Raw genomic sequence first — 22,240 nt, forward strand, 5'->3', positions numbered from 1 at the left:
AACGGTTCCCGCTCGGACCAGGTGGTCCGTCGGAATGTCCCTGGCAGGGGGTTCGCGGCAGGGTGGCGGGATTCGACCGTCCCTGCGCAGGACTGCCCATGATACCCCTCCTTCGTCCCGATCTGCCTCCGACTCTCGTCGCATGTGCCGAGCTCGCCGACCGGCGTCTGGCCGATGCCCTGGCCACGCTGCCCGAGGCGGCGGCCCGCCAGGCGAACTGGTCCGCGGCGCAACGCGCCGACTGGCGACGGGTGGCTGCCCTCAGCGACTTCGTCGTCGAGCAGTTCTGCCGGTTGCCCGAGCCTTGCCTGGCGCTGGTCGACAGCGGCGACCTTGCGCTGTCGCTGGCGCCGGGGGCCATGGCGCAGCGCCTGCGCGACGCCCTGGCCGACTGCCCGGACGAAGCCGAACTGGGGCGGCGGCTGCGGCGCTTCCGCATGCTGCAGCAGGTGCGCATCGTCTGGCGCGACCTGACCCGCCGCGCCGATCTGGTGGAGACCTGTCGCGACCTCAGCGACCTGGCCGATGCCTGCATCGACCAGGCCTGCGCCTGGCTGTACGCCCAGCAGTGCAGCCAGTTCGGCGTGCCGACCGGACGCCACAGCGGCCAGCCGCAGCAGCTGGTAGTGCTGGGCATGGGCAAGCTGGGCGCGGGCGAACTCAATCTGTCGTCCGACATCGACCTGATCTTCGCCTATGGCGAGGCCGGGGAGACGCGCGGCGCGCGGCGCGAGCAGGACAACCAGGAATTCTTCACCCGCCTCGGGCAGCGCCTGATCAAGGCGCTGGACGCCGTCACCGTGGACGGCTTCGTCTTTCGCGTCGACATGCGCCTGCGGCCCTATGGCAGCGCCGGTGCCCTGGTGCTGAGCTTTGCCGCCATGGAGCTCTATTACCAGGACCAGGGGCGCGACTGGGAACGCTACGCCATGATCAAGGCGCGGGTGGTCGGTGGCGACCAGGCCAGCGGCGCCGAACTGCTGACCCTGCTGCGGCCCTTCGTCTATCGGCGCTATCTGGATTTCTCCGCCATCGAAGCCCTGCGCAGCATGAAGCAGCTGATCCGCCAGGAGGTGCGCCGGCGCGGCATGACCGACAACGTCAAGCTGGGCGCGGGTGGCATCCGCGAAGTGGAATTCATCGCGCAGGCCTATCAGCTGATCCACGGCGGACGCGATCCGGCGCTGCAGCAGCGACCGCTGCTCAGGGTGCTGACCAGTCTGCGCGAGCGCGACTATCTGCCGGCCGCGGCCGAAGCCGAGTTGCGCGAGGGCTATTGCTTCCTGCGCTATGTGGAGCACGGGCTGCAGGCCATCGCCGACCAGCAGACCCAGACCCTGCCGGTGGATCCCCAGGGCCGGGCGCGGGTGGCCTTTCTCATGGGCCATGCCGACTGGGATGAATTCAGCGCCGCGCTCGACGCCTGGCGCAGCCGCATCGACTGGCACTTCCAGCAGACCATCGCCGATCCCGAGGAGGAGACCCAGAGCGCCGAACTGGAAGACAGCTGGCTGCCGCTGTGGGACGACCTGCTCGACCCCGAGGAGTCCCTGGCGCGACTGCGCGAGGCGGGCTTCCAGGCGCCGGAGCAGGCGCTGGAATTGCTGGCCAGCCTGCGCGCCAGTGGTCAGGTGCGCGCCATGCAGCGCGCCGGTCGCGAACGCCTGGATGCCTTCATGCCGCGGCTGCTGGATGCGGTCAGCGCCGACGAGCAACCCGATCGGGCGTTGGAGCGGGTGCTGCCGCTGGTGGAGGCGGTGGCGCGCCGCTCGGCCTACCTGGTCCTGCTCAGCGAGAATCCGCCGGCCCTGGCGCGGCTGCTGGAACTCTGCGGCGCCAGTGCCTGGGTGGCCGAGCAGATCGCCCGCTATCCGGCGCTGCTCGACGAATTGCTCAACGAGGGGCGGCTCTATCATCCGCCGCAGAAGCCGGAACTGGCCGCCGAGTTGCGCGAGCGCCTGATGCGCCTGCCCGAAGAGGACCTGGAGCAGCAGATGGACGTGCTGCGCCACTTCAAGCGCGCCCACAGCCTGCGGGTGGCGGCGGCGGAGATCGCCGGCAGCCTGCCGCTGATGAAGGTCAGCGACTATCTCACCTGGCTGGCCGAGGTGATCCTCGAAGAGGTCTTTGGCCTGGCCTGGCGCCAGCTGGTGCAGCGCCATGGCACGCCGCAGCGGCGCGACGGCTCGCCCTGCCAGCCGGATTTCGTCATCGTCGGCTATGGCAAGGTCGGGGGCATCGAACTCGGCCACGGTTCGGATCTCGACCTGGTGTTCATCCACGACGCCGATCCCCTGGCCGAGACCGATGGCGCCAAGCCCATGGATGGCGCCCAGTTCTTCAATCGCCTCGGTCAGCGCATCATCCATCTGCTCACCACCACCACCCCGGTGGGCACCCTCTACGAGGTCGACATGCGCCTGCGGCCGTCCGGCGCGGCGGGGCTGCTGGTGAGTTCGCTGGAGGCCTTCGAGCGCTACCAGCAGAGCGAGGCCTGGACCTGGGAACACCAGGCCCTGGTGCGGGCGCGGGTGGTGGCGGGTTGCCCGCGGCTGGGCGAGCGCTTCGACGCGGTGCGGGCGCGCATCCTCGGTCGGCAACGGGAGCTGGCGACCCTGCAGGCCGACGTGGCCGGCATGCGCGACAAGATGCTCGACAACCTCGGCACCGCGCTGACCGCCGGCGGACTGGGGCCGAACGCACGCCGGCCGGAGCAGCTGTTCGACCTCAAGCAGGATGCCGGCGGTATCGTCGATATCGAATTTATGGTCCAATATGCCGTTCTGGCCTGGTCGTGGCAGCATCCCGAATTGCTGCGTTTTCCCGACAACATCCGCATCCTGGAATCCCTCGAAGCGGCTGGTCTGGTACCGGCCACGGACGCCATTGCCCTGCGCGAAGCCTACAAGGCCTACCGCGCCGCGCTGCACCGCCTGGTGCTGCAGAAGCAGCCGGGCAAGGTGCCGGCCGACGGCTTTCTCGCCGAGCGCGACGAAGTACGCCGTATCTGGCACGGCCTGGGGCTGGACACGCCGTCCGGCAATCCGGCCACCTTTTAGGCCGTCATCAGTAAGGAGAGGCAAGATGTCGATGTCCGTGCGCGAGCTTTCGATCAGGCCGGGCCTGAGGGAGTGGGAGTCGGCCACCCGCTAGGTGCCGATCGCCTTCCAGCATGAATATTCTGATCATCGGACCCAGTTGGGTCGGCGACATGGTGATGGCGCAGACCCTCTTCGTCTGCCTCAAGCGCCAGCACCCCGACTGCCAGATCGACGTACTCGCCCCCGAGTGGAGTCGCCCGCTGCTCGAGCGCATGCCCGAGGTGCGCGAAGCCCTGAGCTTTCCCCTCGGCCACGGCGCCTTCGAGCTGGCCACTCGCCGGCGCATCGGCCAGCAGCTGCGCGGTCGCTATGACCAGGCGATCCTCCTGCCCAACTCGCTAAAGTCGGCGCTGGTTCCCTATTTCGCCGGCATCCCCAAGCGCACCGGCTGGCGCGGGGAGATGAGATTCGGCCTGCTCAACGACATCCGCACCCTGGACAAGGCCCGCTATCCGCTGATGATCGAGCGCTTCATGGCGCTGGCCCATGCGCCCGGTGCCGAGTTGCCCAAACCCTATCCCGAACCGCGCCTGGCCATCGACCCGCCCAGCCGCGACGCCGCCCTGGAACGCTTCGGCCTGAGTCTGGACCGGCCGGTGCTGGCGCTCTGTCCGGGCGCCGAGTTCGGCGAGGCCAAGCGCTGGCCGGCCGAGCACTATGCCGCCGTGGCCGATGCCCGGCTGCGCCAGGGCTGGCAGGTCTGGCTGTTCGGCTCGCAGAAAGATGCCCCGGGCGGTGAAGAGATCCGCGAATGGGTCACCCCCGGCTTCGAAGAAGATGTCTGCAACCTCGCCGGGCGCACCTCCCTGGCCGAGGCCATCGACCTGCTCTCCTGTGCGAGCGCCGTGGTCAGCAACGATTCCGGGCTGATGCACGTGGCCGCCGCCCTGGATCGCCCGCTGGTGGCGGTCTATGGCTCCACCTCGCCGGGCTTCACGCCGCCACTGGCCAGTCAGGTCGAGGTGGTGCGCCTGGGGCTGGAGTGCAGTCCCTGCTTCGACCGCACCTGTCGCTTCGGTCACTACGACTGCCTGCGCCTCTTGCAGCCGAGCCTGGTGCAGGACGCTCTCGGCCGTCTGGTCGCCGATCCGGTCGAGGTGGGCTAGATGCGCGTGCTGCTGGTCAAGACCTCGTCGCTCGGCGATGTCATCCATACCCTGCCGGCGCTGACCGATGCGGCCCGGGCCATCCCCGGCATCTGCTTCGACTGGGTGGTGGAAGAAGGCTTCGCCGAGATTCCCGCCTGGCACCCGGCGGTGAGCCAGGTGATCCCGGTGGCCCTGCGGCGCTGGCGCAAGCAGCCCTTTTCCGCCTGGGCCAGTGGCGAATGGGGCGAATTCAAGAGCCGGGTGCGCGAGCAGCGCTATGACCGGGTGATCGATGCCCAAGGCCTGCTCAAGAGCGCCTGGCTGACCCGCTATGCCGAGGCGCCGGTGGCCGGTCTCGACCGAAATTCCGCGCGCGAGCCCCTGGCCAGCCGCTTCTATGACGAACGCTATCACGTGGCCAAGGGGCAGCATGCCCTGGAGCGGATCCGCCAGCTGTTCGCCCAGGCGCTGGACTATCCGCTGCCGGCCGGCGTGGGTGACTACGGCCTGGATCGGCAACGCCTGGCCGGGCCCAACGAGACGCCCTATGTGGTCTTCCTGCATGGCACCACCTGGGTCAGCAAGCACTGGCCCGAGGCCCACTGGCGCGAACTGGCCGAACGCATGAGCCGGCTGGACTGGCCGGTGCGGCTGCTGTGGGGCAACGAGGCGGAGCACGCCCGGGCCGAACGCATCGCCGACGGCCTGGATGGCGTCCAGGTGCTGCCGCGCCTGAATCTCGCCGGGGTGGCCAAGGTGCTGGCCGGCGCCCGAGCCTGCGTGGCGGTGGATACCGGTCTCGGCCATCTGGCCGCCGCCCTGGACGTGCCTACCGTTTCGCTCTATGGCCCGACCAGTCCGAAGAAGGTCGGCGCCTACGGCCGCTCCCAGGTGCACCTGAGCGCCGTGGGCCTGGATGGCACCGATGAGCCGCGCGATCAGCCGGCCGCGAGTCTGGCCGCCCTGACCCCGGAGCGGGTCGAACTGGAACTGGAAACCCTGCTGTTGGAAGACCTCCCCGCATGACCCTGGCTTTCGTGCTCTACAAGTACTTTCCCTTTGGCGGCCTGCAGCGGGACTTCCTGCGCATCGCCCAGGAGTGCCAGCGCCGCGGCCATGCCATTCGCGTCTACACCCTGATCTGGGAAGGCCCGGTACCGGAGGGCTTCGATGTGCGGGTGGCCCGGGTCAGCGCCCTGTTCAATCACCGGCGCAACGAGAAATTCCACGCCTGGCTGCAGGCCGACCTCGCCCGCGATCCGGTCGACCGGGTGATCGGCTTCAACAAGATGCCGGGGCTGGACGTCTATTATGCCGCCGATCCCTGTTTCGAGGACAAGGCCCAGACCCTGCGCAACCCGCTCTATCGCCAGTGGGGCCGCTATCGCCACTTCGCCGAATACGAGCGGGCGGTGTTCGCGCCCGAGTCCTCCACCGAGATCCTGATGATCTCCGAGGTGCAGCAGCCGCTGTTCGTCAAGCACTACGGCACGCCGGCGCCGCGCTTCCACCTCTTGCCGCCGGGCATCGCCGCCGACCGTCGCGCGCCGGCCAATGCCGCCGAGATCCGCGCCGACTTCCGCCGCGAATTCGGGCTGGAGGAGGGCGAGCTGCTGCTGGTGCAGATCGGTTCCGGCTTCAAGACCAAGGGCCTTGATCGCAGTCTGCGCGCCCTGGCATCGCTGCCCAGGGAATTGCGCAAGCGCACCCGGCTGTTCGCCATCGGCCAGGACGATCCCAAGCCCTTCCTGCTGCAGGCCAAGGCCCTGGGCGTGAGCGATCGCGTCCAGATCCTCAAGGGGCGTAGCGACATCCCACGCTTCCTGCTCGGCGCCGATCTGCTGATCCATCCGGCCTATAACGAGAACACCGGTACCGTGCTCCTGGAGGCGCTGGTCGCCGGGCTGCCGGTGCTGGTCACCGACGTCTGCGGCTATGCCCACTACATCGACGAGGCCCGCGCCGGCGAGGTGGTGCCGTCGCCCTTCGCCCAGGAGACCCTGGACCGGATGCTGGCCGAATTGCTGGCCGATCCCGAGCGCCGCGCGGTGCAGGGTCGCAACGGCCTGGCCTTCGCCGACAGCGCCGATCTCTATTCGCTGCCCGAGCGCGCCGCCGATGTCATCCTGGGGGTGGCATGACCCTGGAATTGCGTGAGCCCTTCGCCAGCCTCTGGGCCGGCCAGGATCCCTTCGTCGCCGTGGAGGCCCTGCAGGGCCAGGTCTATCGCGAACTGGACGGCCGCCGCACCCTGCGCACCGAGGTGGCCGGGCGCGGCTACTTCGTCAAGATCCACCGCGGCATCGGCTGGGGCGAGATCGCCAAGAATCTGCTGCAGGCCAAGCAGCCGGTGCTGGGTGCGCGCCAGGAATGGCAGGCCATCGAGCGGCTGCACCAGGTCGGCGTGCCGACCATGACCGCCGTGGCCTTCGGCGAGCGCGGCGTCAATCCGGCGACCCAGCACTCCTTCATCATCACCGAGGAGCTGGCGCCCACCGCCAGTCTCGAAGACTTCAGTCTCGACTGGGTCCGCCAGCCCCCCGAGCCGGCGCTCAAGCGGGCGCTGATCGCCGAGGTGGCGCGCATGACCGGCACCATGCACCGGGCCGGCGTCAATCATCGCGACTGCTACATCTGCCATTTCCTGCTCGACACCGCCCAGCCGGTCACCGTGGCCACTCTGCGACTCTGGCTGATCGACCTGCACCGCGCCCAGTGCCGCGCCCAGGTGCCCCGGCGCTGGCGCGACAAGGACCTGGCCGGACTGTATTTCTCCGCCCTGGGCATCGGCCTGACGCGGCGCGACTTCCTGCGCTTCCTGCGCGGCTACTTCCAGCGCCCGCTGCGCGAGATCCTGCGCGACGAGGCCCCGCTGCTGGCGCGGCTGGAACGCAAGGCCGCCGCCTTGCTGGAGCGCAAGGAACGCTACGGGGACCGGCTCTGATGGCTGACTGGCGCATCGATTCCAGCGTCGCCCACCTGCCCGAATTCGCGACGCTGGACGCGGTGTTCGCCCTGACCGGCGAACGCCTGACCAGCGATCCGCTGTCGGAAGTGGTGCGCATCGAGCGCGACGGCATCCGGTACTACGTCAAGCGCTACCACGGCGCTGGCAAGGGGCTACGGCGCTATGTCGGGCGGCCGCGGGTCAAGGCCGAGTGGCAGAATCTCAAGCGCTTCGCCAAGTGGGGCATCGCCACCGCGCCGGTGGTGGCCTGGGGGATGGAGCGTTCGCCGCGGGGGTTCACCCGCGGCGCCATGATCACCCGCGAGATTCCCGACACCCTGGATCTCGCCGAACTGGCCCGGCGCGAGGATCCACGCCTGCGCGACCGGGTCTGGGTCGACAACGTCAGCCGCCAGCTGGCCGCGGCCACCCGCACCCTGCACGACCACCATTTCGTCCATAACGATCTCAAGTGGCGCAACCTGCTGGTGGATGGCCAGGGCGTGCTCTATTTCATCGATTGCCCGGCCGGCGCCTTCTGGGTCGGCCACTGGCTGCGCTGGCGCATCGTCAAGGACCTGGCCTGCCTGGACAAGGTGGCCAAGTACCAGCTGTCGCGCACCCAGCGCCTCAGGTTCTATCTGCAGTACCGCGGTCGCGCGCGCCTCAGCGACAACGACAAGGGGCGCATCCGCGAGGTGCTGGACTATTTCAAGGGGCGGGAATGAACGAGGTATGGGCGGCCGAGGATCGGGCCGTGCTGGCCGGCCAGGGTCTGGACAGCTTCGCGGCGCTGTGGGCGCTGGAGCTGCCCGCGGTGGATGAACCCAACCAGGGGCGCGGCGGCTTCAGCCAGGTGTTTCGCCTGGACGTCGCCGGTCATGGCTACTACCTCAAGCGCCAGCGCGACTACCTGACCCGGACCCTGGCCCGCCCGCTGGGCGAGCCGACCTTCGCCCGCGAGAGTCGCAACATCCGCCGCTACGCCGAGCTCGGCATCCCGGCGCTGGAGCTGGCCTATTACGGCGAGCGCCGCGACGACCAGGGCTGGCGCGCCATCCTGCTGACCCGGGCGCTGGATGACTGGCGCGATCTGGACAGCTGGTTGCGGGTCTGGCCGCACCTGGCGCCGGACGAGCGCCAGGCGGTGCTGGTCGCCGTCGGTGAACTGGCCCGGCAGCTGCACGGCGCCGGCCAGGTGCACGGCTGCTTCTATCCCAAGCATCTGTTCCTGCAGCGCCAGGGCGAAGGCCTGGTCGCGCGGCTGATCGATCTGGAAAAGACCCGGCCGCTGCTGTTCGGCCGGCGCGATCGCCTGCGCGATCTCGAACCCCTGCTGCGCCGCGCGCCGCAATGGAGTGAACCGGACATCGCCCGCCTGCTGGCGAGCTATCTGGACCAGCCGCTGGACAGCGCCGCCGTGCGGGACTGGAGCCAGCGTCTGGCGGGGCGTCGCCGCCACAAGGAGCGCAAGGCATGACCCTGGAGCAATTGGCCAGGGCCGGCCGCGCGCCAGCCCTGCCGCTGCGCATCGAACTGCCCGGTGGCGAACTGGAAGTGCTGTCGCTGCTCAGGGTGCTGCCCGGTCAGCGCTATGTCGGCGAAGCCCGCTGGCAGGGCCGGCGGGTGCTGGCCAAGCTGCTGGTCGGCGAGCGCGCGAGCCGGCAATTCGCCCGCGAGCGCGAGGGCTGTCGCCTGCTGGCGGCCGCCGCGGCGCCGACTCCCGCGCTGCTGGACAGCGGCGAGGCAGGCGGGCAGGGCGCCTGGCTGCTGTTCGACTTCATCGAGGCGGCGCCCAGCGTCGAGCAGCTCTGGCAGCAGGTGGCCGCCGAGCCCCCCCTGTCGCCGGCGCAGAACGAATTGCTTGGCGCCGCCCTCGCCACCCTGGCGCGGCTGCATGCCCAGGGCCTCTGGCAAGCCGATCTGCACCTGGACAACCTGCTGGTCAAGGACGGCGCCGCCCTGGTCATAGATGCGGCGGACATCCAGGCCGAGAGCGTCGGCCAGCCGCTGTCCCAGGCGCGGGTGCAGGAGAATCTGGCGGTGTTCTTCGCCCAGTTGCCGGCCGCCCTGGATGCCCAGCTGGAAGAACTGCTGATCCACTACCTGCTGGTCAATGCCGAGTACGCCCTGCGCCTCGACGCCCTGCTGGCGCGCACCGCCGAGATCCGCCGCTGGCGCCTGGCCGACTACCTGAAGAAGAGCGGTCGGGAGTGCACCCTGTTCGCCGTCACCCGCAGCGCCTTCGGCCTGATCGCCGTGCGCCGTACCTGGCTGAGTCGTCTGGAAGGCCTGCTGGCCGATCCCGATGCCGCCCTGGCCGGCCTGCCGACCTTCAAGGACGGCGGCGCCGCCACCGTGGCCCGGCTGCAGTGGCAGGGCCAGGACCTGGTGCTCAAGAGATACAACATCAAGGGCTTCGGCCACTGGCTGACGCGCTTCTGGCGACCGAGCCGGGCCTGGCACAGCTGGCGCGAAGGCCATCGCCTGCGTTTCCTCGGCATTCCCACCCCCGAGCCCCTGGCCGTGCGCGAGCGGCGCTTCCTCGGCCTGCGCGGTCGCGCCTATCTGGTCACGCCCTTCGTCGACGGGCCCAATCTGCTGGAGCGTTTTGCCCCCTATGTGGATTCCGCCCCGCCCGCGGCCGAGCTGGACGCCCTGCTGGCGCTGGTCGCGGCCCTGCGCCGCGAGCGCCTCGGTCATGGCGACTTCAAGGGCACCAACCTGATCTGGCACGACGGCCGCTGGCTGGTGATCGACCTCGACGCCCTGCAGGCCCACGGCAGCGACAGCGCCTATGCCAGTGCCTATGCCCGCGACCGTGCCCGCTTGCTGCGCAACTGGCCGACCGACAGCGCCCTGCACCGGTTGCTCGACGAGCGCCTGCCGCCGGCTTGAGCGAAGCGCCGCCATCTGTACCGGGGCTGAATCGCCGTGCGCTAAGCCCCGCTCCGGCGTGCGGCCATTACCCGTGGCCTGCCTGAACGGCTATAATTCGCCGTTTTTGAGGCGAGGCGGGCCTGCAGCGGCCTCGCGAAACCCCGGCGAACTCCCCTGGCTTCGCCCTGTACAGAGGCTTTACCTGTGTCCCTGACCGTCCTTGGCCTGTCCGGCGCCCTCAGCCACGATCCCTCCGCCGCGCTCTATATCGACGGCAAGCTGATCGCCGCGGTGGAAGAAGAACGCTTCGTACGCGACAAGCATGCCAAGAATCGCATGCCCTACGAGTCGGCCAAGTTCTGCCTGGAACAGGCCGGGATCACCCCCGCCGACGTCGACGTGGTGGCCATTCCCTATGCGCCCATCAGCCTCTTCGGCGAAGCCCGCTGGCACTACGCCAAGCGCTATGCCTACGCGCCGGATCGCGCCCTGGACGCCATCCTGTTCGGCAATCGCCGCTATCACCGCTACCAGAAGCGCATCGAGTGGTGCCTGGTGCAGCTCGGCTTCGACCTCAAGAAGGTCAAGCTGGAAGCCGTCGAGCACCACCTGGCCCACGCCTCCAGTGCCTATCACTGCTCGGGCTTCAGCGAAAAGACCGCGATCCTCGGCATCGATGGCAAGGGCGAATACGCCACCACCTTCTTCGGCTACGGCGAGAACGGCAAGATCCACAAGATCAAGGAGTTCTACGATCCGGACTCCCTGGGTGGCCTCTATGGCGCCCTCACCGAATTCCTCGGCTTCGAGATGCTCGACGGCGAATTCAAGGTCATGGGCATGGCGCCCTATGGCGATGCCAGCAAGTACGATTTCTCGCGCCTGGCGAAATTCGAGAACGGCGAGCTGATCATCAACACCGACTACGCCAACGTCATCGGTTTCCGCCGCTACAAGGAAAAGGGCAAGGGCTACTACTTCTCGCCCAAGCTGATCGAGTGGCTGGGGCCCAAGCGCGAAGGCGATATCGCCGACGATCCCTACATCCACTATGCCGCCAGCATGCAGGCGCTGTTCGAGAAGCTGGCGCTGGAGATGATGGACTACTACCTGGGCGACATCATCCGCCAGACCGGCAAGATTGCCTTTGCCGGCGGCTGCGCGCTCAACGTCAAGCTCAACCAGAAGATCATCGCCCGTCCCGAGGTCAAGGAGCTGTTCGTCCAGCCAGCTTCGGGCGATGCCGGCACCGCCGTCGGCGCCGCCGCCTACGTCTCCCATGCCCGCGGCGTGCCGGTGGAGAAGATGGAGCACGTCTATCTCGGCCCCGGCTACAGCAACGAAGACGTCATCGCCGCCTGCGCCCGCCATCCCAACGCACCCAAGTGGGAGCGGATCGACGACATGCCCCAGCGCATCGCCGAGATCATGGTGGCCGGCAATCCGGTGGCCTGGTTCCAGGGTCGCCTGGAATTCGGTCCGCGCGCCCTGGGCGGTCGCTCCATCATCGGCTGCCCCAGCGTGCCGGGCGTGGCCGATCGCATCAATGCCCAGATCAAGTTCCGCGAGCGCTGGCGGCCATTCTGCCCGTCCATGCTCGACACCGTGGCACCGCAGATGCTCAAGGTCGACCATCCCTCGCCCTTCATGACCTTTACCTTCGAGGTCAACGAAGAGTGGAAGAGCCGGGTACCCGAGGTGGTCCACGAAGACGGCACCTCCCGCGCCCAGGTGCTGGAGCGCCGGCACAATCCGCGCTGGTACGACCTCATGGTCGAGCTGGAAAAGCTCACCGGCAACGGCGTGTCCCTCAACACCTCGCTCAACCGCCGCGGTGAACCCATGGTCTGCTCGCCCACCGACGCCCTGAACATGTTCTTCGGCTCGGATCTGCAGTATCTGATCATGGAAGACATCCTAGTGGTCAAGGAGGGGGCTGGCGTATGACGCGTTCCGCCGAACCGCGGGTGCTGCAGTTCTGTCACGGCTACGACGGTCCCTTCCTCGACTGCGCCCGCCAGACCGCCAGCCTCTTCGCGGGCAGCGGCTATCGCGTCACCACGGTCTTTCTCACCGGCACCGCCGACGCTGAGGTGGCGGCCGGCTGCGGTAGCGACGAGGTGCTGTTCCTGGAGTACTCTTCCCGGGACGTGCGCGGACTCAAGCTCGGCGCCATCCAGGCGCTGCGCGAGATCGTCCGTTCGCGGGGCATCCGCTTCGTCATCGCCCATCGCTTCAAGCCGATCTGGATCGCTTGCCTCGCCACCAATCTGCCGGTGATCGGCGTGCACCATGCCTTTGGCGACTACGACCGGCTCGGCCGGCGGCTGTTCGCCAAGCTGATGAGCAAGCGGCTGACCCTGCTGGGCGTCTCCGACGCGGTGCGCGACGAATTGCGCCTGCGCCTCAAGGACTGGCCCGCCGAGCGCATCGAGACCCTCTACAACCGCCTGGACGTCGAGGCGGTGGAGCGCGAACTCCTGCCGGCCGACCAGGCCCGCGCCGAGCTCAAGCTGCCCCATGACGCCTGGATCGTCGGCAACGTCGGTCGCCTGCATCCGGACAAGGATCAGGCCACGCTGCTGCGCGGCTTCGCCGCCGCCCTGCCGAATCTGCCGGCCAACGCCCTGCTGGCGATTCTCGGCAAGGGTCGCCTGGAAGAAGACCTCAAGGATCTGGCCCGCGAACTGGCCATCGCCGACCGGGTGCTGTTCCTTGGCCAGGTGGAAGGCGCCCGGCGCTATTTCAAGGCCTTCGACGTCTTCGCCCTGAGTTCCGACCACGAGCCCTTCGGCATGGTCCTGCTGGAAGCCATGGCCGCCGGCGTGCCCCTGATCGCCACCTCCTGCGGCGGCGCCCGGGAGATCGTCGAAGGCGTGGGCTTTCTCTTTCCCCTGGGCGACGCCGAGGCCCTGGGCCAGGGTCTGCAGCATCTGGGCCGCCTGGCGCCGAGCCAGAGACGCGCCTGCGTGCAGCACATGCGCGAGCGCCTGGCCGAACGCTTCTCCGACGAGGCCGTGCGCCGCGACTTCTGGCGGCTGCCGATGGTCGCCGCCTTCAAGGCCCCGGCGCCGTGAAAGTCCTGTTCCTGGTCCAGAAGGAGCAACGCATCCTGCTGGACCACTTCTATGCCAGCATCGCCGCCCATTGCGATTGCGACCTGCGCTGGCTGAGCGACGAGGAACAGGCCGATCTGCGCGGCTATTTCCGCCGCGCCGTGCCCCAGCCCGAGCAATACGACCGCATCCTGCTGTTTCTGAGGTTCAAGAAGCAGCTCAAGCAGATCTCCTTCATTCGCAGCCTGCCCAATCTGGTGGAGCTGGAACACGACGCCTACCAGAATTTCATCCCCTGCAAGTACACCGGCAAATTCAGCCGCTACTACCGGGCCATGCCCCACGTCCGGGTGCTGGTTTCCGGCGCCGGGGTGGCGCGGCGGCTGCAGGAGGAGGGGATCGACGCCCACTTCGTGCCCAAGGGCTACGACGACAGTCGCCTGCGCGACCTGGGTGTCGAGCGCGATATCGAACTGGGCTTCGTCGGCAGCCTGGGCAGCGTGGCCTACAGCGGCCGCAAGCAGCTGCTGGAAGACTTGGCCAGGGTCGAGCCGCTGCTGATCACCAAGACCCGCTCGGGCGACGAATACCTGCAGACCCTCAACCGCATCCGCTTCTTTGTCGGCGCCGATGTCGGGATGGGCGAATACATGATCAAGAACTTCGAGGCCATGGCCTGCGGCTGCGTGCTCTTCACCTATGACCAGGGCGAAGAAGAGAACCGGGCGCTGGGCTTCGAGGATGGCGTCAACGTGGTGCTCTATCGCTCGCTGGACGAATTGCGCGAGAAACTCGCCCGGCTGCGAAGCGATCCGGCGCACGCCGCGGCCATCGCCAGGGCGGGAGAGGCCCTGGCGCGTCACTCTTTCGCCTTCGGCCACTTGGGTGAGCGCATCGTTTCGGCTATAACCCCAGCGCTGCGACCGGCCGTCGCACCGGGGTTCCTGCGCCGCCTGCTGGGCTGGCTGGGACGCTGATGCGCCGCGCAAGGTCCGGCTTTCGACTCAACTGGCAGAAAGGGTAGAACGTGCAGTTTTCCGCCGACAGCGACATCTCTGTGGTCGTCACCAGCTGCGGGCGCTTCGACCTGCTGCGGCAGACGCTGGCGACCTTCGACGAATTCAACACCGCGCCCATCCGCCAGGTCTTCATCACCGAGGACTCCGGCGACGAAGCGGTACGCGACTGCATCCCGGAGCACTGGCGCGAGCACACCGAGTTCATCGTCAACAACCCCAAGCTCGGCCAGATGCGCAGCGTCGACGCCGCCTATGCCCGGGTCGAGACAAGCTGGATCTTTCACTGCGAAGACGACTGGGCCTTCTATCGCCCGGGCTTCATCGAGGATTCCCAGGCGCTGCTGGAGGCCGATCCCCAGGCGCTGCAGGTCTGGCTGCGCAGCCATGCCCATGACCTGGCGATCCACAGCCCCTACGTCTATCTCAAGCCGCGCCAGGTGCATGCCGGCATCGCCTTTCATGAGGTCGGCTCGCACAAGCTCGAATGGCAGGGCTTTTCCTTCAATCCCGGTCTGCGCCGGCGCGCCGACTACCTGCTGCACGCACCCTATGGCGACCTGAGCGGCGAGAAGGAACTGTCCCGGCGCTATGCCGACGCCCAGCGCCACGCGCTGATCCTGGAAAACGATGCCGTGCTGCACACCGGCTTCGGCCAGCACGTGGTCAGCGACAAGGACCGCAACGACAAACAGAAGCGCCGGCGGATGGAACGCATCAAACTGGCACTGGCCTTCCTGGTCGGTGCACTCCTGGGAGCCCTGTTGTGGTGACACCCTTGCTCGATCGCCTGCAGCAGAGTCGCTATTTCACCCTGGCGGTGCTGGTGTTCATGGCCGCCTACCTGTGCATCCCCACGGCGAAGTGGATCAACAGCTACTACTATGCGGCGATCGCCCTGCCGGCACTGATCCTCTTCGTGCTGCGCCCGCGGCTGATCGACTGGCGCTCGCCGCTGCTGCTGCTCTGGCTGGTGTTTCTCGCCTGGTTCATCGTGCCGGGGGTGCGGGCCGAGGAGGGGCAGTTCTTCAAGCACATCCTCTATGTGCTGCTGTTCGTGCTGAGCGTGGCCTGCCTGGTGGATGGCGACTTCTTTCGTCGCCCCGGCTTCGTGCGCCTGGCCTTCTGGGTGGTCTGCGCCTATGCCGTGGGCTCCAGCCTGGTGTTCTGGCTCACCGGCCACTATGCCGTCGGCCAGCGGGTCATCCACCTGCCGGGACGCATCTCCAATCCCATCTATGTGAGCATCTGGATGGTCTGCCTGGGCGGCCTGGCGGCGCCCACCTGGATCCGCGAGCGGCGCTGGATCGAGTTGCTGACGGCGGTGGTGGTCACCATCGTCGGCATCTCCTTCGCCCTGCAGACCCGCACCGGCCTGGTCGGCATCGGCTTCCTGGCCGCCCTCGGCGTGCTCTTCGCCTTTCCGCGCTTTCCGCTGCGCACCCTGGCGCTGGTGGTCCTGGTCAGTGCCCTGATCGCCGGGGTGATCCAGGTGGTGCACACCGAAGCCTGGTTCGTCGCCTTCTGGGGCCGGGCGGATTCCGGGCGCATCGAGCTGTTCCACTTCATGATCAAGGACTGGGAGTCCTGCGGCTGGTGGCTGGGCTGCGGTCTGGGCTATCAGAGTCACGACCTGCTGCACGGCACCGAGGCCATCCAGCACCCGCACAACATCTTCGTGTCCTTCGGCATCTACACCGGCCTGGTGTCGCTGCTGATCTTTGGCGTGCTGATGCTGGCCAGCCTGGGAGCGGCCCTGCGCCAGCGCGATCCCTGGGGACTCTATCTGGCCGTGGCCCTGCTGATGCTCAATTTCGATGGCGCCAAGCTGATCGGCAATCCGGACGAGTTGTGGCCGCTGGTGCTGTTGCCCGCGGCGATGATCGCCGGCGCCGAGGTGCAGCGCCGGCGCAAGCTGGCGCTGGGACAGGCGGTGCCGGTCTAGTGTGGTGTTTCAGAAGTTCGCGCAAGAATCGGCGAGTGATTTTTTTGGTATGGGCTAGGCGCCGCGACGAGTCATAGCAGGGCTATGGCGAGGAGCGGCAACGCCGCCAAGGCCAAAAAAGCGCCGCCGAAATTGTGCAGATAATTTCTGAAACACCGCACTAGTCCTGGAGTTGCCGGTCTAGCTCGCGCCAGTCCAGGGGCTGGCGGCAGGCTTCGGCATAGGCCCGGAGGAAGGGTTCGCGACCGGGTTCGAACAGCCAGTCGCGATCCTCGGTATAGCGCAGCAGGTGGTGGAAGTTGCGTACCCGCAGGCGCAGCGGCAGACGCCGCGCATGGCAGCGCAGGTCGGCGATATCGATCAGCCCCAGTTCGCCTTCCGGCGTCAGCACCACGTTGCCCAGGTGCAGCGAACGGAAATAGACACCACTGTCGTGCAATTCGGCGATGAAGCGACCCAGCGCCGGCCGCAGGGTCGCGGCCTCGCTCGAGGTACGCAGTTGACGCAGGGTGGCGCCCGGCAGCGGACTGTAGTGCACCAGGTCGCGCTGCAGCGAGGCGGCGCGATAGACCTCCAGAACCTGCGGGCAGGGGATGCCGCGCTCGGCCAGTTGGCGGGCGTTGTCGGCAAAACGCTGGGCGTAGGGAAACAGCGCCGCCGAGGTCAACAGCCGCTTGCGGCGAAACAGCTTGAGATAGCTGCCATCGGTGAGGCGCAGGACCTTGTCGCCATGGTGGTCGGCTTCCACTACCTGGGCGGCGTCGCGCAGTTCGAGATAGCGCGAATGTTCGAGAGGCTTCATGCAGGACCCGTCAACGTCAGGGCGTGCATGTTACCCGAAGGTGGCAGGCTGTGAAGTGACCCTTACGACCTATCCGGCCGCTTGTTGCTAGAATCAGATTTTTGCCGGCAGCTTTACATGCGCCCAACACGCCAACTCCTGTATTTCGTCTACGGCGGTGCTCAGGCCTATCGGCAGGAGCTGAAATTCAGCCTGCTCAGCGCCCTGCACTGGCGCCAGGGCCAGGACATCGCCCTCCGTATCCTGACCGATCGGCCGCAGGACTATCGCGGCTGGCCGGTGGAAGTGCTGGCCATCGAGGGGGCGACGCTCAAGGCCTGGCAGGGGCAGCACGGCTATCTGCACCGCAGCAAGGCCTGTGCCATCGCCTGGGCGCTGCCCGCCGCCGACAAGACTCTGTTCCTCGACAGCGACACCGTGGTCCAGACGCCGCTGGCCGCGCTGTTCGACGGCATCGATGAGCAGCGCGGGCTGATGGACATCGAGGAGTGGCCGTGGCGCAAGGCCCGTACCCGCCCGGAATTCGCCCGTTTCGCCGCCGCCCTGGCCGCGCGTGGCCAGGAGCCGGCGGAAGAGACCCGGCTCTATAACAGCGGCGTCTGCGGTCTGGCACGCAGCCATCTGCCGCGGGTCGAGCGGGCCATCGCCCTGATCGACGACTGGCATGGCCACGACGAGGAGGTCCATACCCTGGAGCAGATCGCCCTGTCGTTCAGCCTGGCGGATCTGGCCATCAGCGCGGCGCGCGGTCCCGTGCGTCACTACTATGCGGAAAAGCGCTTTCTGCACTTCATGCTGGCGCACTTCTTCGAGCGCTATGGCGAAGACTATTCCCCGGAGCTGCAGCGGCACTGGCAGGAGGTGCCCCTGACCAAGCCGCTGCCCGATGTCTGGACCCGCCTGCGGGTGAAGTGGCAACTGGCCGGACTGGACAAGCAGCGCGCGAGTCTGGGGCGCAAGCTGCTCTACGGCTGCCTGGCGCCCCAGGACAGCTATGCCCGCGCCTGCCGCCACGTCTGGTGGGAGCGGGCGCTGAGCGAGCGCCTCGGCGGCGGTGATCGCCAGGCCTTCGCCGAAGGCATCTGGCCCAACGACCTGCCGCGTCCGCACCTGGCCGACGAAGCCAGCGCGGCCCTCGACTACCTGCGCAAGCGGGTGCGCGGCTAGGCCGCCATCCTCAGGAAAGCCCATGCGAACGCTCTTTCTCGTCGTCCTCTATGGCTTGCGCCCCGGGGAGTCGGCCACCCTCGACAGCCTGCTGGCCCAGCCCTCCGCCAGCCTGCCGGCCGACAGCGTCCTGCTGGTCTGGAACAACGGGCCCCAGCCCCTGGCTCAGGCGGATCGCCAGGCGCTGCTCGCCGCGCCGGGCTGGACGGAGGTGCTCATCAGCGAGGACCTCGGCAATCCGCCGCTGAGCCGGGTCTACAACCAGGCCTTGCGACTGGGCGCCGAGCGCCTGGTGATCTTCGACCAGGACACCGTGGTGGACGCACGCTTTCTGCAGGCGCTCGGGCAGCAGGCCGAGTTGCTGGTGCCCCTGGTGCTGGGGGCGGGCGCCATCCGCTATCCCCATCAGTACAAGGCGGTGGTGACCGTGGAGGGCCCCCTGGATCCCCAGGCTACCGTGACCATCAGTTCGGGGCTGTGCCTGACGCAGGGCCTGGCCGCGCGTATCGCGGCCCGCCACGGCGATGTCTTCGACGAGCGCTTCGCCCTCTATGGCGTCGATGTCTCCTTTTTCCTGCGGGTGCAGGCGCTGGCGCGGGAAGAGCCGGTCGAACTGCTTTGCGCGGGCATCCTCGACCATTCGCTGTCCGAGCTGGAAGCCGAGACCCCGGCCCAGCGGCGCTTTCGCGACATCGAGAAATTCTATGTCGCCCTGCTGCTGCGCCTGCACTACAAGGGCGCCTCGCGCGGCAAGGTGCTGCGCTATCTGGGGCGACAGCTGCTGGGCAACCGGCTGTATCTGTATGGCGTCCTGCCGCAGATGCTGCGGACCGTCCTCAGCGGGCGGCATCCCCGGGCGTAGCGCCCGGCAGCGGGCGGATCACCGCCTCGTGGCGGCTGTAGTAGAGGCTGTCGGCGGGGATGTCGCGCATTACCAGGGCGCCGGCGCCGACCACCACGTTGTCGCCGATGGTCAGGTGGTCGCCGACGATGCAGACGTGGGCACCGAGGCTGACGTTGTCGCCGATGAAGATGCCGACCAGTCGCGCCGGATCGTCGCTCTTGATGCCGATGGTGGTGTGCTGGCGGATCATCACGTTGCGCCCGATCACCGCCAGATTCGACACGCAGATGCCCATGCGATGGGGCAGGCGCAACCCGGGACCGATGCGCGCGCCCAGCAGGATCTCGATATTGTGCCGACGGATCAGCCGGCGATTGATGCGCTCGGCCAGCTTGCGATAGTTGAGCAGGCCGCGCGGGCGGCAGTAGAGAAATTGCGCCAGGCGATACCAGAACAGAAAGCTCGGACTCTCTCCGGCCGCTACGCGCCGGAACAGGCGCTTGAGGCGCAAGGGCTTGCCCGGCGCATCCAGCACCTCCAGGCGCCAGTAGTCCTTGAGTTCGGCATAGGTGGCGATCAGCGGTTGCATGTCAGGGTTCCGCAGCAGGGGAGGGCAAGCCTAGCGGAAAATCCCGCCGCTGGGTCGGCGGCGGGTGCGTGTTAACATGGCGCTTTTGCGTCACGACGAGACCATGAGCCAAGACTCCCCTGCGCAGACCTCCAGTCTGAAGATCTATTTCCGCCTGCTCGGCTACGTGCGGCCCTACATCGGCATGTTCTTGCTGAGTATCGTGGGCTTTTTGATATTCGCTTCTTCCCAGCCAGCACTGGCTTACGTGCTTAAGTACTTCGTCGATGGGCTCAGCAACCCTGACGCGGCGATGTTTCCCGGTAAGCCCATCATTGGTGATTTGAGTTTGGTGAAGGCGGTACCGCTGATGATCGTTTTCATCGCGGTTTGGCAGGGTATTGGTTCTTTTCTCGGTAACTATTTTCTTGCACGGGTTTCCCTGGGTTTGGTGCACGACCTGCGGGTCAAGCTGTTCAACCATATGCTCCGTCTGCCCAATCGCTACTTCGACGCCAATAACTCGGGTCATCTGATCTCGCGCATCACCTTCAACGTCACCATGGTGACCGGTGCCGCTACCGAGGCGATCAAGGTGGTGATTCGCGAAGGCATGAGCGTGATTTTCTTCTTCGCCTCGCTGTTGTGGATGAACTGGAAGCTGACCCTGGTGATGGTGGCCATCCTGCCGCTGATCGCCCTGATGGTGACCAGCGCCAGTCGCAAATTCCGCAAGCAGAGCAACAAGATCCAGTCGGCCATGGGCGACGTCACCCACATTACCTCCGAGGCCATTCAGGGGTATCGCGTAGTGCGGAGTTTTGGTGGTGAAGCCTACGAGCAGCAGCGTTTCCTTGCATCCAGCGAGGCAAATACTGAGAAACAGCTGACCATGACCAAGACTGGGGCGGTCTATACGCCCATGTTGCAGCTGGTGATCTATACGGCGATGGCTGTATTGATGTTCTTGGTACTGCTACTTCGAGGTGACGCCTCTCCCGGTGATCTGGTGGCTTACATTACTATCGCCGGCCTGCTGCCCAAGCCGATCCGCCAGCTCTCCGAGGTCAGCTCCACCATCCAGCGCGGCGTGGCCGGCGCGGAAAGCATCTTCGAGCAACTCGACGAACCCGCCGAGCGCGACGAAGGCCGCGAAGAGCGCGAGCGCGTCCAGGGTCGCCTGGAGGTGCGCAACCTGACCTTCCGCTATCCGGGTACCGAGAAGGCGGTGCTGGAAGGCATCGACTTCGTCGCCGAGCCCGGCCAGATGGTGGCCCTGGTGGGTCGCTCGGGCAGCGGCAAGTCGACCCTGGCCAATCTCATCCCGCGCTTCTACCAGCACGAAGAGGGCGAGATCCTCCTCGATGGCCTGGAGATCCAGGACTATCGCCTGACCAACCTGCGCCGGCACATCGCCCTGGTCACCCAGCACGTCACCCTGTTCAACGACAGCGTCACCAACAACATCGCCTATGGCGATCTGGCCGGGGCGCCCATGGAGCAGGTCAGGGCGGCGGCCGAGGCGGCCTATGCCGACGAATTCATCGAGCGTCTGCCGCAGAAATACGACACCCAGGTCGGCGAGAACGGTGTGCTGCTCTCCGGCGGCCAGCGCCAGCGCCTGGCCATCGCCCGGGCCCTGCTGAAGAACGCGCCGCTGCTGATCCTCGACGAGGCCACCTCGGCGCTGGACACCGAGTCCGAGCGCCACATCCAGGCCGCACTGGATCGCGTCATGCAGGGCCGTACCACCCTGGTGATCGCCCACCGCCTCTCCACCATCGAGAAGGCCGACCTGATCCTGGTGATGGACAATGGCCGTATCGTCGAGCGTGGCAGCCATGGCGAGCTCCTGGCGCTGAACGGCTACTATGCGCGGCTGCATGCCAAGCAGTTCGAGGAGGTCGCGCCGCCGGCGCCGACGATCGAATGCTGAACAGATTCCGCTTCTGGCGCGAGCGCGGCTGGACCACGATTTCCGCCGCCGACTACGCCGCCACCTGGCAGCGTTATGGCGGCAGCGTCGCCACCCACCCCGAGGTCATCGCCCGCCTGGCCGAACTGGCCGGCATTCCGGTGCGCTACCTGGGCTGGCCCGGCGCGGACGGCCTGCAGGCGGCGGTACCCTGCTGGGGACGCGAGCTGGCGCTGTCGCGTTCGGTGCTGAAGAAGCGCCGCCAGCGTGCCCTGTTCGACCTGGGCAACGCCGAGATCATCCTGCCGGCCGCCCCTGATGCGCTGGCGCCCCTGCGCCAGCGCGCCCGCTATCTGTCGCCGCTGTGCGACGAGCGTTTCGCCGGTCTGCGCCGGCAGAGCGAAGAGCTGGCCATGCTCCGCGAGCCGGAAGCCTGGTCGAAGAAATTCCGCTACAACCAGAGACGCGAGCAGCGCCTGTTCGAAGACGCCGGTGGCCGCGTGGTCCCCATGGCCGAGCTGGACAGCGCCGAGCAGGCGCGGATCTATGCGCAGTTGTTCGAGGCGCGCTGGGGCTTCGAGGTGCCGGGCAAGGCGCGGCTGGCCGAGGTGTTCGCCCTGCTGCGGGAATTCATGACCGGTTCGCTGCTCATGCTCGGCGAACGCCCGGTGGCGATCCAGGTGCTCTATCGGGTGGAAGCGCCCGACTGGATCAGCGTCGAGTACGTCAACGGCGGCGTCGATCCCGCGGCCAGCGATCTGAGTCCGGGCAGCGTCCTCACCTATCTGAACACCCAGGCCGCCTGGCAGGACGCCCGCACCCTGGGCAAGACGTTGCGTTATTCCTTCGGCCGCGCCGATCGCGACTACAAGGACCGCTGGTGCCACCGCGTCACCGTCTTCGAGAGCTGA

General features: G+C 67.4%; 19 protein-coding genes. 17 read left to right on the top strand and 2 right to left on the bottom strand.

From position 1 onward, the window contains the following. Nucleotides 1–98 precede the first annotated feature (98 nt). The 13 genes from glnE to PSEK12I1_RS0122890 all read left to right on the top strand — a co-directional run bounded on the left by glnE (nt 99) and on the right by PSEK12I1_RS0122890 (nt 16,033). Nucleotides 99–3,059, top strand: coding sequence for a bifunctional [glutamate--ammonia ligase]-adenylyl-L-tyrosine phosphorylase/[glutamate--ammonia-ligase] adenylyltransferase (gene glnE, locus PSEK12I1_RS0122830; protein ID WP_027603034.1), 2,961 nt, complete (start codon nt 99–101; stop codon nt 3,057–3,059). A 113-nt stretch (nt 3,060–3,172) separates the two neighbouring features. Then, nucleotides 3,173–4,207: a lipopolysaccharide heptosyltransferase II gene (gene waaF / locus PSEK12I1_RS0122835; RefSeq protein ID WP_027603035.1), complete on the top strand. Its 1,035-nt coding sequence runs from the start codon at nt 3,173–3,175 to the stop codon at nt 4,205–4,207. Then, the gene (gene waaC / locus PSEK12I1_RS0122840) at nt 4,208–5,215 is read left to right on the top strand and encodes a lipopolysaccharide heptosyltransferase I (protein WP_007161951.1); all 1,008 of its coding nucleotides are present in this window, start codon (nt 4,208–4,210) and stop codon (nt 5,213–5,215) included. Beyond that, complete coding sequence (locus PSEK12I1_RS0122845; protein WP_027603036.1) at nt 5,212–6,330, top strand: glycosyltransferase family 4 protein; 1,119 nt, start codon at nt 5,212–5,214, stop codon at nt 6,328–6,330. The genes waaC and PSEK12I1_RS0122845 overlap by 4 nt, the downstream gene beginning before the upstream one ends. Further along, a complete protein-coding gene (gene rfaP, locus PSEK12I1_RS0122850; RefSeq protein ID WP_027603037.1) occupies nt 6,327–7,133 on the top strand; it encodes a lipopolysaccharide core heptose(I) kinase RfaP in 807 nt (268 codons plus the stop codon). Before PSEK12I1_RS0122845 ends, rfaP begins: the two co-directional genes overlap by 4 nt. Then, on the top strand, nt 7,133–7,864 hold the full coding sequence (locus PSEK12I1_RS0122855; RefSeq protein ID WP_027598552.1) for a lipopolysaccharide kinase InaA family protein: 732 nt from the start codon (nt 7,133–7,135) through the stop codon (nt 7,862–7,864). The genes rfaP and PSEK12I1_RS0122855 overlap by 1 nt, the downstream gene beginning before the upstream one ends. Beyond that, complete coding sequence (locus PSEK12I1_RS0122860; RefSeq protein WP_027603038.1) at nt 7,861–8,616, top strand: lipopolysaccharide kinase InaA family protein; 756 nt, start codon at nt 7,861–7,863, stop codon at nt 8,614–8,616. The genes PSEK12I1_RS0122855 and PSEK12I1_RS0122860 overlap by 4 nt, the downstream gene beginning before the upstream one ends. Next, nucleotides 8,613–10,034, top strand: a complete 1,422-nt coding sequence (locus PSEK12I1_RS0122865; RefSeq protein ID WP_027603039.1) for a lipopolysaccharide kinase InaA family protein — start codon at nt 8,613–8,615, stop codon at nt 10,032–10,034. The genes PSEK12I1_RS0122860 and PSEK12I1_RS0122865 overlap by 4 nt, the downstream gene beginning before the upstream one ends. 186 nt (nt 10,035–10,220) lie before the next feature. After that, nucleotides 10,221–11,963, top strand: a complete 1,743-nt coding sequence (locus PSEK12I1_RS0122870; protein ID WP_027603040.1) for a carbamoyltransferase — start codon at nt 10,221–10,223, stop codon at nt 11,961–11,963. After that, nucleotides 11,960–13,093, top strand: coding sequence for a glycosyltransferase (locus PSEK12I1_RS0122875; protein WP_027598556.1), 1,134 nt, complete (start codon nt 11,960–11,962; stop codon nt 13,091–13,093). The genes PSEK12I1_RS0122870 and PSEK12I1_RS0122875 overlap by 4 nt, the downstream gene beginning before the upstream one ends. Next, a complete protein-coding gene (locus tag PSEK12I1_RS0122880) occupies nt 13,090–14,049 on the top strand; it encodes a glycosyltransferase (RefSeq protein ID WP_027603041.1) in 960 nt (319 codons plus the stop codon). The genes PSEK12I1_RS0122875 and PSEK12I1_RS0122880 overlap by 4 nt, the downstream gene beginning before the upstream one ends. Before the next feature lie 50 nt (nt 14,050–14,099). After that, nucleotides 14,100–14,861 (top strand): hypothetical protein, encoded by a 762-nt coding sequence (locus PSEK12I1_RS0122885; protein ID WP_027603042.1) that lies wholly within the window; start codon nt 14,100–14,102, stop codon nt 14,859–14,861. Between the two features lie 5 nt (nt 14,862–14,866). Further along, the gene (locus PSEK12I1_RS0122890; RefSeq protein ID WP_027603043.1) at nt 14,867–16,033 is read left to right on the top strand and encodes an O-antigen ligase; all 1,167 of its coding nucleotides are present in this window, start codon (nt 14,867–14,869) and stop codon (nt 16,031–16,033) included. A gap of 160 nt (nt 16,034–16,193) precedes the next feature. Here PSEK12I1_RS0122890 and PSEK12I1_RS0122895 read toward each other — a convergent pair whose 3' ends face one another. After that, the gene (locus PSEK12I1_RS0122895; RefSeq protein ID WP_027603044.1) at nt 16,194–16,835 is read right to left on the bottom strand and encodes a lipopolysaccharide kinase InaA family protein; all 642 of its coding nucleotides are present in this window, start codon (nt 16,833–16,835) and stop codon (nt 16,194–16,196) included. Between the two features lie 117 nt (nt 16,836–16,952). Here PSEK12I1_RS0122895 and PSEK12I1_RS0122900 point away from each other — a divergent pair, with 117 nt between their 5' ends. After that, nucleotides 16,953–18,002 (top strand): hypothetical protein, encoded by a 1,050-nt coding sequence (locus PSEK12I1_RS0122900; RefSeq protein WP_027598561.1) that lies wholly within the window; start codon nt 16,953–16,955, stop codon nt 18,000–18,002. 22 nt (nt 18,003–18,024) lie between these two features. Continuing rightward, entirely contained in the window at nt 18,025–18,864 is an 840-nt protein-coding gene (locus tag PSEK12I1_RS0122905) for a glycosyl transferase (protein WP_027603045.1), read from the top strand. Here PSEK12I1_RS0122905 and PSEK12I1_RS0122910 read toward each other — a convergent pair. Further along, entirely contained in the window at nt 18,839–19,435 is a 597-nt protein-coding gene (locus tag PSEK12I1_RS0122910) for a serine acetyltransferase (protein ID WP_027603046.1), read from the bottom strand. The two genes, PSEK12I1_RS0122905 and PSEK12I1_RS0122910, sit on opposite strands and share 26 nt — an antisense overlap. Before the next feature lie 103 nt (nt 19,436–19,538). Between PSEK12I1_RS0122910 and msbA the strand changes: the two genes are divergently transcribed. Together msbA and PSEK12I1_RS0122920 are read left to right on the top strand one after the other, a co-directional pair. Continuing rightward, nucleotides 19,539–21,350 carry a lipid A export permease/ATP-binding protein MsbA gene (gene msbA / locus PSEK12I1_RS0122915; protein WP_027603047.1) on the top strand — a complete coding sequence of 604 codons (1,812 nt, stop codon included), beginning with the start codon at nt 19,539–19,541 and terminating at the stop codon, nt 21,348–21,350. Next, nucleotides 21,344–22,240 (top strand): GNAT family N-acetyltransferase, encoded by an 897-nt coding sequence (locus PSEK12I1_RS0122920; protein ID WP_027603048.1) that lies wholly within the window; start codon nt 21,344–21,346, stop codon nt 22,238–22,240. Before msbA ends, PSEK12I1_RS0122920 begins: the two co-directional genes overlap by 7 nt.

This window comes from Pseudomonas sp. MOIL14HWK12:I1 (genome assembly GCF_000510705.1).
GTDB lineage: Bacteria > Pseudomonadota > Gammaproteobacteria > Pseudomonadales > Pseudomonadaceae > Chryseomonas > Chryseomonas oryzihabitans.

Coding starts and splice junctions, on each gene's coding strand:
- waaF (WP_027603035.1), top strand. CDS start 3,173: ATGAATATTCTGATCATCGGACCCAGTTGGGTCGGCGACATGGTGATG.
- rfaP (WP_027603037.1), top strand. CDS start 6,327: ATGACCCTGGAATTGCGTGAGCCCTTCGCCAGCCTCTGGGCCGGCCAG.
- glnE (WP_027603034.1), top strand. CDS start 99: ATGATACCCCTCCTTCGTCCCGATCTGCCTCCGACTCTCGTCGCATGT.
- PSEK12I1_RS0122875 (WP_027598556.1), top strand. CDS start 11,960: ATGACGCGTTCCGCCGAACCGCGGGTGCTGCAGTTCTGTCACGGCTAC.
- PSEK12I1_RS0122895 (WP_027603044.1), bottom strand. CDS start 16,835: ATGAAGCCTCTCGAACATTCGCGCTATCTCGAACTGCGCGACGCCGCC.
- PSEK12I1_RS0122905 (WP_027603045.1), top strand. CDS start 18,025: ATGCGAACGCTCTTTCTCGTCGTCCTCTATGGCTTGCGCCCCGGGGAG.
- PSEK12I1_RS0122860 (WP_027603038.1), top strand. CDS start 7,861: ATGAACGAGGTATGGGCGGCCGAGGATCGGGCCGTGCTGGCCGGCCAG.
- msbA (WP_027603047.1), top strand. CDS start 19,539: ATGAGCCAAGACTCCCCTGCGCAGACCTCCAGTCTGAAGATCTATTTC.
- waaC (WP_007161951.1), top strand. CDS start 4,208: ATGCGCGTGCTGCTGGTCAAGACCTCGTCGCTCGGCGATGTCATCCAT.
- PSEK12I1_RS0122865 (WP_027603039.1), top strand. CDS start 8,613: ATGACCCTGGAGCAATTGGCCAGGGCCGGCCGCGCGCCAGCCCTGCCG.
- PSEK12I1_RS0122855 (WP_027598552.1), top strand. CDS start 7,133: ATGGCTGACTGGCGCATCGATTCCAGCGTCGCCCACCTGCCCGAATTC.
- PSEK12I1_RS0122920 (WP_027603048.1), top strand. CDS start 21,344: ATGCTGAACAGATTCCGCTTCTGGCGCGAGCGCGGCTGGACCACGATT.
- PSEK12I1_RS0122845 (WP_027603036.1), top strand. CDS start 5,212: ATGACCCTGGCTTTCGTGCTCTACAAGTACTTTCCCTTTGGCGGCCTG.
- PSEK12I1_RS0122900 (WP_027598561.1), top strand. CDS start 16,953: ATGCGCCCAACACGCCAACTCCTGTATTTCGTCTACGGCGGTGCTCAG.
- PSEK12I1_RS0122910 (WP_027603046.1), bottom strand. CDS start 19,435: ATGCAACCGCTGATCGCCACCTATGCCGAACTCAAGGACTACTGGCGC.